At 71.7% G+C, this 7,227-nt stretch carries 8 protein-coding genes and 1 pseudogene; 6 read left to right on the top strand and 3 right to left on the bottom strand.

Annotation, left to right across the window (positions count from 1 at the left end; all coding sequences use genetic code 11):
• Nucleotides 1–182, top strand: a pseudogene (locus HY68_RS44740) (Na+/H+ antiporter); the annotation flags it as partial.
• A 14-nt stretch (nucleotides 183–196) separates the two neighbouring features.
• Here HY68_RS44740 and HY68_RS04250 read toward each other — a convergent pair.
• The gene (locus tag HY68_RS04250) at nucleotides 197–1,213 is read right to left on the bottom strand and encodes a pyridoxal-phosphate dependent enzyme (protein WP_041984537.1); all 1,017 of its coding nucleotides are present in this window, start codon (nucleotides 1,211–1,213) and stop codon (nucleotides 197–199) included.
• 257 nt (nucleotides 1,214–1,470) lie between these two features.
• Here HY68_RS04250 and HY68_RS04245 point away from each other — a divergent pair, with 257 nt between their 5' ends.
• The 4 genes from HY68_RS04245 to HY68_RS04230 all read left to right on the top strand — a co-directional run bounded on the left by HY68_RS04245 (nucleotide 1,471) and on the right by HY68_RS04230 (nucleotide 5,304).
• Nucleotides 1,471–2,874 carry a family 2B encapsulin nanocompartment shell protein gene (locus tag HY68_RS04245; RefSeq protein ID WP_041984535.1) on the top strand — a complete coding sequence of 468 codons (1,404 nt, stop codon included), beginning with the start codon at nucleotides 1,471–1,473 and terminating at the stop codon, nucleotides 2,872–2,874.
• A 151-nt stretch (nucleotides 2,875–3,025) separates the two neighbouring features.
• Entirely contained in the window at nucleotides 3,026–4,072 is a 1,047-nt protein-coding gene (locus HY68_RS04240) for a family 2 encapsulin nanocompartment cargo protein polyprenyl transferase (protein WP_041984531.1), read from the top strand.
• Nucleotides 4,073–4,276: 204 nt separating this feature from the next.
• Entirely contained in the window at nucleotides 4,277–4,828 is a 552-nt protein-coding gene (locus HY68_RS04235; protein WP_041995126.1) for a GNAT family N-acetyltransferase, read from the top strand.
• 35 nt (nucleotides 4,829–4,863) lie between these two features.
• Nucleotides 4,864–5,304 (top strand): DUF6304 family protein, encoded by a 441-nt coding sequence (locus tag HY68_RS04230; RefSeq protein WP_041984528.1) that lies wholly within the window; start codon nucleotides 4,864–4,866, stop codon nucleotides 5,302–5,304.
• A 45-nt stretch (nucleotides 5,305–5,349) separates the two neighbouring features.
• Here the strand turns inward: HY68_RS04230 and HY68_RS04225 are convergent, their stop codons facing one another.
• Both HY68_RS04225 and snpA read right to left on the bottom strand, forming a co-directional pair.
• Nucleotides 5,350–6,018: a hypothetical protein gene (locus HY68_RS04225; protein ID WP_052457012.1), complete on the bottom strand. Its 669-nt coding sequence runs from the start codon at nucleotides 6,016–6,018 to the stop codon at nucleotides 5,350–5,352.
• A gap of 77 nt (nucleotides 6,019–6,095) precedes the next feature.
• Nucleotides 6,096–6,782: a snapalysin gene (gene snpA, locus HY68_RS04220; RefSeq protein WP_198533207.1), complete on the bottom strand. Its 687-nt coding sequence runs from the start codon at nucleotides 6,780–6,782 to the stop codon at nucleotides 6,096–6,098.
• A 179-nt stretch (nucleotides 6,783–6,961) separates the two neighbouring features.
• Here snpA and HY68_RS44735 point away from each other — a divergent pair.
• On the top strand, nucleotides 6,962–7,227 hold a 266-nt coding region (locus HY68_RS44735; RefSeq protein WP_041984525.1), incomplete at its 3' end, for a LysR family transcriptional regulator.

Below are 7,227 nucleotides of genomic sequence, written 5' to 3'. Positions count from 1 at the left end.
CGACGGGGGAGTCGGCGGACGAGACGTACCGGCGGCTCGCGGGCGAGGTGCTGCAGACGGAGCGCTCGGTCTTCGTCGAGCTGCGGGACCGGCGGAGCATCGACGACGAGATGCTGCGGACGCTGCTGCGCAGGCTGGACCTGGAGGAGGCGGCGGCCTACCGGGAGGAGACCTCGGACTGACGGTCCTCCGGCCCCTACGTTTTCCGCGGGGCGTGTGGGGTCGGCGGTGCCTGCGGGGCAACCGGTGCCTGCGGGTCAACCGGTGCCTGCGGGTCCGCCGGTTCGGGGCGGCCGGTGATGACGGCGGCGACCGTGCTGCCGGGCGCGAAGGCGCCCTCCGTTACAAGTGTCGTCAGGCCGTAGAGCATCTTGGCGACGTAGAGCCGCTCCACCGGCAGTCCGTGCCGGTCCTCGAAGTCGTCGGCGAAGGCGTCCAGGACGGCGGGCACCCGGGCGAAACCGCCGAAGTGGAACCGGTCGTCAAGACTCCACTCACCGACGGGACCGCCGAAGGCCGCGCGTTGCAGCTCGCGCGTCTCCCGGCCGATGAAGCCGCCTCTGAGGACCGGGAAGCCCACCGCCCGCTGCCCGGCCCCGAGCCCTGCCGCCAGGCCCGCCAGGGTGCCACCGGTGCCGCAGGCGACGGCGGCGACCTCGGCGGCCCCGCGCAGCTCCTGGCCGAGACCGGCACAGCCGCGGGCCGCTCTGGCGTTGCTGCCGCCCTCGGGCAGCAGATAAACGGAATCCCGGTCCAGGCCGCTGCCCGCGAGCGCTGCGGTCACCAGCGACGCCGCGACACCGGGCTCGGCCTTACGCCGGTACGCGGCCCGCGAGACGAACCGCAGCCGCATCCCGTCGGCAGCGCAGCGCGCGAGTGAGGGGTTCAGCGGCCGGTCCGCCAGCTCCTCGCCCCGTACGACCCCCACGGTGGCGAAGCCGAGCAGCCGGCCCGCCGCGGCCGTGGCGCGCAGATGGTTCGAGTACGCGCCGCCGAAGGTCAGCAGGGTGCGCAGCCCGGCGGCGGACGCGGCCCGCAGATTGGGCGTCAGCTTCCGCCACTTGTTGCCCGGCAGCTCCGGATGGATCAGATCGTCGCGCTTGAGCAGCAGCCGTACGCCGTGCCGGGCGAAGCGCTCGTCGTCGGCGGGCTGGAGCGGCGAGGGGAGCAGGGGCCGCAGGCCTGCGGGATCGAGCGCTTCGGGCGAGGTCACCCCTCATTGTCGGCGCGCGGTCGGCCAGGTGTCATGTCGGTCCGTGGTCGGTCAGGTCGCGATACGGGTACGCGGCGCGCACCGCCTGCCACCACCCGCGCGGGCTTATCGGGGCAATTGGCCCATCGGGGTGGACTTTTGCGTGTTGTGCCCCGTCCTGCGGGAATCAGTCCCACTCATTTGTGTAATGGCGCGGCCACGCTCGGTACTGAAAGTCTTTGTCCCGCAGGTCAGCACATGATCGAAGGGGAGACTTCATGTCGGTTGGTGACGAGGTCCGTGAAGCACAGGCGCCGCCCCAGCAGAGTCTGGGAACCGCCGCCGCGCGGAACCTGGCGACCACCACCAAATCGGTTCCGCAGATGCAGGAGATCACCTCGCGGTGGCTGCTGCGGATGCTGCCGTGGGTTCAGGTGCAGGGTGGTACCTACCGGGTGAACCGGCGGCTCAGCTATGCGGTCGGCGACGGACGCGTGACGTTCGTGCAGACCGGGGACCGGGTGGCGGTCATCCCCGCCGAGCTCGGGGAACTGCCTGCACTGCGTGATTACGAGGACCAGGAGGTGCTCGCCGAGCTGGCGAACCGCTGCGAACAGCAGGAGTTCGCCGCCGGCCAGGTCCTGGCCACGAGCGGGGACACGGACGACCGGGTGTTCCTGCTCGCGCACGGCAAGGTGGAGAAGATCGGCACCGGCCCGTACGGGGACGAGACGGTGCTCGAAGTCCTCGGCGACGGGGCGTACTTCGGCGACCAGGCCCTGCTCGACCGGGACGCCACCTGGGAGTACACGGCGCGCGCGGCGACGAAGACGACGGTCCTGGTGCTGACCCGCCAGGACGTGCTGAACCTCGCGGAGCGCGCCGACTCGCTGAGCGGGCATCTGGCGGGTCTGGCGTCGATCCCCGGGCAGCGGACGAACCAGTACGGCGAGGCCGCGATCGACCTCTCGGCCGGCCATGTGGGGGAGGCCGCCATCCCCCACACGTTCGTGGACTACGAGGGCGCGCCGCGCGAGTACGAGCTGAGCGTGGCCCAGACCGTGTTGAAGGTGCACAGCAGGGTCGCCGACCTCTACAACCAGCCGATGAACCAGACCGAGCAGCAGTTGCGGCTCACGGTCGAGGCGCTGCGCGAGCGCCAGGAGTTCGAGCTGATCAACAACCGCGAGTTCGGTCTGTTGAACAACTGCGACTACGGGCAGCGGCTCCAGCCGCACGACGGCGGCCCGAGCCCCGACGACATGGACGAGCTGCTGTCGCGGCGGCGCGGCTCGAAGCTCTTCCTGGCCCATCCGAAGGCCATCGCCGCCTTCGGCCGCGAGTGCAACAAGCGCGGGATCTACCCGGACAGCGTCGAGGTCGCGGGTCACCATGTGCCCGCCTGGCGCGGGGTGCCCATCTTCCCGTCCAGCAAGATCCCGATCTCGGACGCGCGGACGACCTCGATCATCTGCATGCGTACGGGCGAGGCCGAGCAGGGCGTCATCGGGCTCCAGCAGAGCGGCATCCCCGACGAGATCGAGCCGAGCCTGTCGGTCCGGTTCATGGGGATCGACGAGCAGGCGATCATCTCGTACCTGGTCACGGCGTACTACTCGGCCGCGATCCTCGTGCCGGACGCCGTCGGTGTCCTGGAGAACGTGGAAGTGAGCCGCTGGTAGTGGGGCGGCAGACCGGGTGACGACAGCCCGGAGGGGCCGGCCGGCCGTACGAGCCCGCCGGCCGGCCCCTCCGGCACCCGGCCCCGCCCCGCCGCAGCACCTGGCACCACCCAGCACCACCCAGCACCACCTCGCGCCGAAGGAAGCGATCATGACCATGACCAGCACGGACGCCCCCGCCGAGGGCCATGAGGCGGTGGCTCTCCTGGAGCGCACCCGGACCGTCGTCGATCCGGAACTACGCTCCACCGTCGAGTCGTTGCCGGGCTCCATACGGAGAGTCGCGATGTACCACTTCGGCTGGGAGCATGCCGACGGCACCCCCGCGTCCGGCCGGGCGGGCAAGGCCATCAGGCCCGCCCTCGTCCTCTCCGCGACCCGCGCGCTGGGCGGTGATCCGCAGCAGGCCGTACGGGCGGCGGTCGCCGTGGAGCTCGCCCACAACTTCACCCTCCTCCACGACGACGTGATCGACGAGGACCCGACCCGCCGCCACCGCGCCACCGCCTGGACGGTCTTCGGCACCCCGGACGCGATCATCACGGGCGACGCCGTGATGGCGCTTTCGCTGCGGCTGCTCGCCGAGGACCCGCATCCCGCGTCGGCGGCGGCCTCGGCCGCGCTGGCGTCCTGCGTCATCGAACTCTGCGCCGGCCAGCAGGCGGACTGCGCCTTCGAGGAGCGGGGCCCGCACGAAGTCACCCTGGAAGAGTGCCTTTCCATGGCGACGGCCAAGACGGGCGCCCTGCTCGGCACGTCGTGCGCGCTCGGCGCGCTCTACGCGGGCGCGGGCGCCGAGGAGGTCGCCGCGCTGGACGCGTTCGGCAGGGAGGCGGGCCTGGCCTTCCAGCTCATCGACGATCTGATCGGCATCTGGGGCGACCCGGACCGTACGGGCAAGCCGGCCGGCGCCGACCTGGTGGCCCACAAGAAGTCCCTGCCGGTGGTCGCGGCGCTCGCCTCCGGCACCCCGGCGGCCGAGGAGCTGGCCGAGCTGTACCAGGGCCCGATGGACGCGGCGGCCGTCCAGCGCGCGGCCGCTGCCGTCGAACGGGCCGGCGGTCGGGACTGGGCGCAGCTCCAGGCGGCCGACCGGATGTCCCGGGCGGTCCATCAGCTCTCCCGGGCCGTCCCCGATCTCACGGCTGCGGGCGATCTGATGGCCTTGGCGGAGTTCGTCACGCGCCGCAGCCGGTAACGACTCCGTCGCCCGCTGGGACAGCCGGGCGCCCCAACTCTAAGATCGCCTCGTCCTATTGACGACACGACGATCAGCGAGGAGGGCCGGATCATGAGCCAGACGACAGACACGGCCGCGGAATCAGGCGCGGGGCCGGGCGGGCCGCCGGGCCGGGTGCCGGGCGTGGGGATCCGACAGGCCGGGGAGGAGGACCGGGCGACCCTGGTGCGGCTGCTGGACGAGGCGTTCATGGACGACCCGGTGAGCAGTTGGGTCTTCCCCGACGAGGCGCAGCGGCGCACCCTGCACAGCAAGTTCCTCGGTGTGTTCGTGGACGTGGCGCTCACCGAGGGCCGCGCGGACATCACGGAGGACGGCAACGCGGCGGCGCTCTGGCTCCAGATACCCGCCGGGCTGCCGGAGGAGGAGGACGACACCCCGGCCAGGATGCGGGAGGTCTCCGACCCGGACAACGAACGAGCCGAGCTGATCGGCCGGCTGACGGGGGCGATCCATCCGCACGACAGGGCCCACGAGTATCTGCTGATGATCGCGGTCTCCCCGGATCACCAGGGCAAGGGCCTCGGTAAAGCGCTGATCGAACCGGTACTGGAGCGCTGCGACCGCGAAGGGACCCCGGCCTATCTGGAGGCGAGCAGCGAGCGCAGCGGCCGGCTCTACGAGCGGCTCGGCTTCGCCTACACCGGGACCACCGTCGATCTGCCGGACGGACCACATATGTGGCCCATGTGGCGCGATCCGCAGGGCGGCTGACGGTGAAAGATCCCGTTAGCGCTACAGTCCGCGCCATGACAGCGGAGTTGACGGATTCATGGGCGGGTTGGTACCGGGACCGCCAGGGCGCGGAAGCGATCACCTTTACGACGAGCGGGCATCAGGTCCGGACCCGCATCAGGGAAGTCGAGTACGAGGGGCCGGATTTCGCCACCCTGGAACCGGTGGGCGCGGGTGAGGTGCTGTCGTCCTGTGTCATGGAGTGGGACGTCCGGCTGCCGGTCGTCGCCGCTGGGGTGGCGCAACAGGCCACGCTCAACTGCCTGCTGACGCTCGGTGAGCGGCAGACCGGAGCACCGGCCGGCCGCGCCGAGCTGAGCCTGACGCTGCACTGCGCGGGGGCGGCGTACGAATCAGGTATCTCGGGCGGCGGTTTCGGTGAGGCCCTGGAGCGGATCAGACGCCAGCTGCCGACCGACACCGAGCTGGGCGGCAGGCCGCTGGTGGGCGCCTGAGTCCGGCCACCGGCACCAGCCGCAGCCTGGCGAGCCGCGGCCGGGTCAGGCCCGGCCCGGCCAGCTGAACGGGGGGTTGTCGTCGAGGAGTACGAACCCCTCCTCGACATCGGCCGGCTGGAAGCCCGCCGAGAACAGCGCGTCCAGCAGCCCGTCCAGCCGGGCGCGTGCGCCGGTCCGGCCGGCCCCCGGCACCCGCTGGACCACGGACCGCTCCTGTACGCCGGGGGAGAGCACCCGGCGTGCGGTGCGCGCCACCTGCGCCGAGTGCCGCTCGGCGAGCGCGGCCAGCCGCTTCGTGTCGTACGGGATGGCCAGCCGCAGTGTGACGCGGTGCTCGAAGTGACAGTGCGGCGGCAGCGCCGCCGCTTCGGTGTCCGTCAGCGGCACCCCGTCGTTCCAGGCAGCCGCCTCGATTTGCGTCCGTACGACGGCGAAGCCGGCCTCCGCCAGCAGCGCGGCGCATGCGTCGGCCGCGCGCCGCTGCTCCTCGAAACTGCCCGTGCCGCGCCGGGTGAGCGTCGGGCGCCCCGGCGTGCGGCCCCGGTCGAGGACGGTCGGGGTCAGGGTGAGGCCCTGGGCAGCCGCCCAGTCGGCCAGCTGGACGCTCGTGCGTAACGTCGTCCGTACCGTGAGCTGGGTCTGGAAGTCGCCGTCGACGGCCGGCAGAAGGCCGCTCCCGGGCGATGCGCCCGTGTTCGTACTGAAGTCCACCGAGCGACGCTACCAAGGGAAAGGGCGCCCCACCGTACGCGGCGTACGGTGGGGCGCCCTCGTGGCGTACGGACGGGTCAGGACACCTTGGCGAGCGCGGCGGCGATGCCGTTGGCCCACAGGGCGTTGACCTGGGCGCGCTCCGACGCGTCCGGCTGGCTGTTCGTGCACGACGTACCGGGTCCGCCGCCCGACATCAGCTCACTGCACGGACCGTCGTAGGTGTCGGGCAGACCGAGCACGTGCCCGGTCTCGTGCGTGGTGACACGGACCGAGTCGTACTGCTGGTTCTGGGCGTAGTCGAGGAAGACGTAGCCCCGGCCGTGCCCGTCGGTGCTCGCGTACGAGCCCGCCGGGTCGTTGCCCTCGTAGTAGTCGAAGTCGGCGTTGCTGCCGGCCTGGAGCTGCACGTTGGAGACCGCGCTGTTCCAGATCGACGCCGCGTTCGATATCTGGCCGGCGAAGCTGGGCGCCTGCGACGGGTCGTAGACGACGGTGACAGCCTGCGCACCGGGGTTGGCGGCGCGCTTCTGCGCTGCGGACTTGAGGACGGCCTCGAAGAACGCCTTGTTGTTGGCCGCCTCTTCCTTCGAGCCCTCGTACGCGGCGACGGACGTCGCGGCGGGCGAGGAGAGGGAAGTGGCGCCGGCAGCGCTGGTGGGGGCAGCGCTGCCGGTGGCTGCGGTGGCGGGAGCGCCGAAGGCGGTCGCGAGGCCGAGGCCGATTCCGCAGATTGCGGACATCACCGTCTTGGGGTGTCTCATGTGGGGGGACTCCTACTCGTCCGTAGAACGGGTTCGGTACCGCAGAGTCTCGGTGAGTCCGGCCCCGCGCGGATGATGGCAACAGCCGATAGCACGGACCAATCACCGGCGAAGTCCGCGCCTATTGCAGCGGTTTGGACCCCTGGTGTAAGCGGAGCAGCACGCTCTACGCTCGGGGGATGGAGCTGGAGGTAAGGCATCTGCGTGCCGTCTGCGCCATCGCCGACACGGGGAGTCTGCACAAGGCGGCGCGACAGCTGGGGATGAGCCAGCCGTCCCTGACCACCCAACTGCGCCGGATCGAGAACACCCTGGGCGCAGAGCTGTTCTCCCGTGAACGCACCGGCTGCCGGCCGACCCCGCTGGGCCGCTCCGTGCTGAGCCGGGCCCGGCCGCTCGTCGCGGGCATGGCCACGCTCGTCGCCGAGGCGCGCGCGGCGGCGGG

The organism is Streptomyces sp. AcH 505 (assembly GCF_000818175.1).
GTDB lineage: Bacteria > Actinomycetota > Actinomycetes > Streptomycetales > Streptomycetaceae > Streptomyces.
The sequence above is the reverse complement of the archived record's forward strand: the minus strand, read 5'-3'. Positions and strand labels throughout refer to the sequence as shown.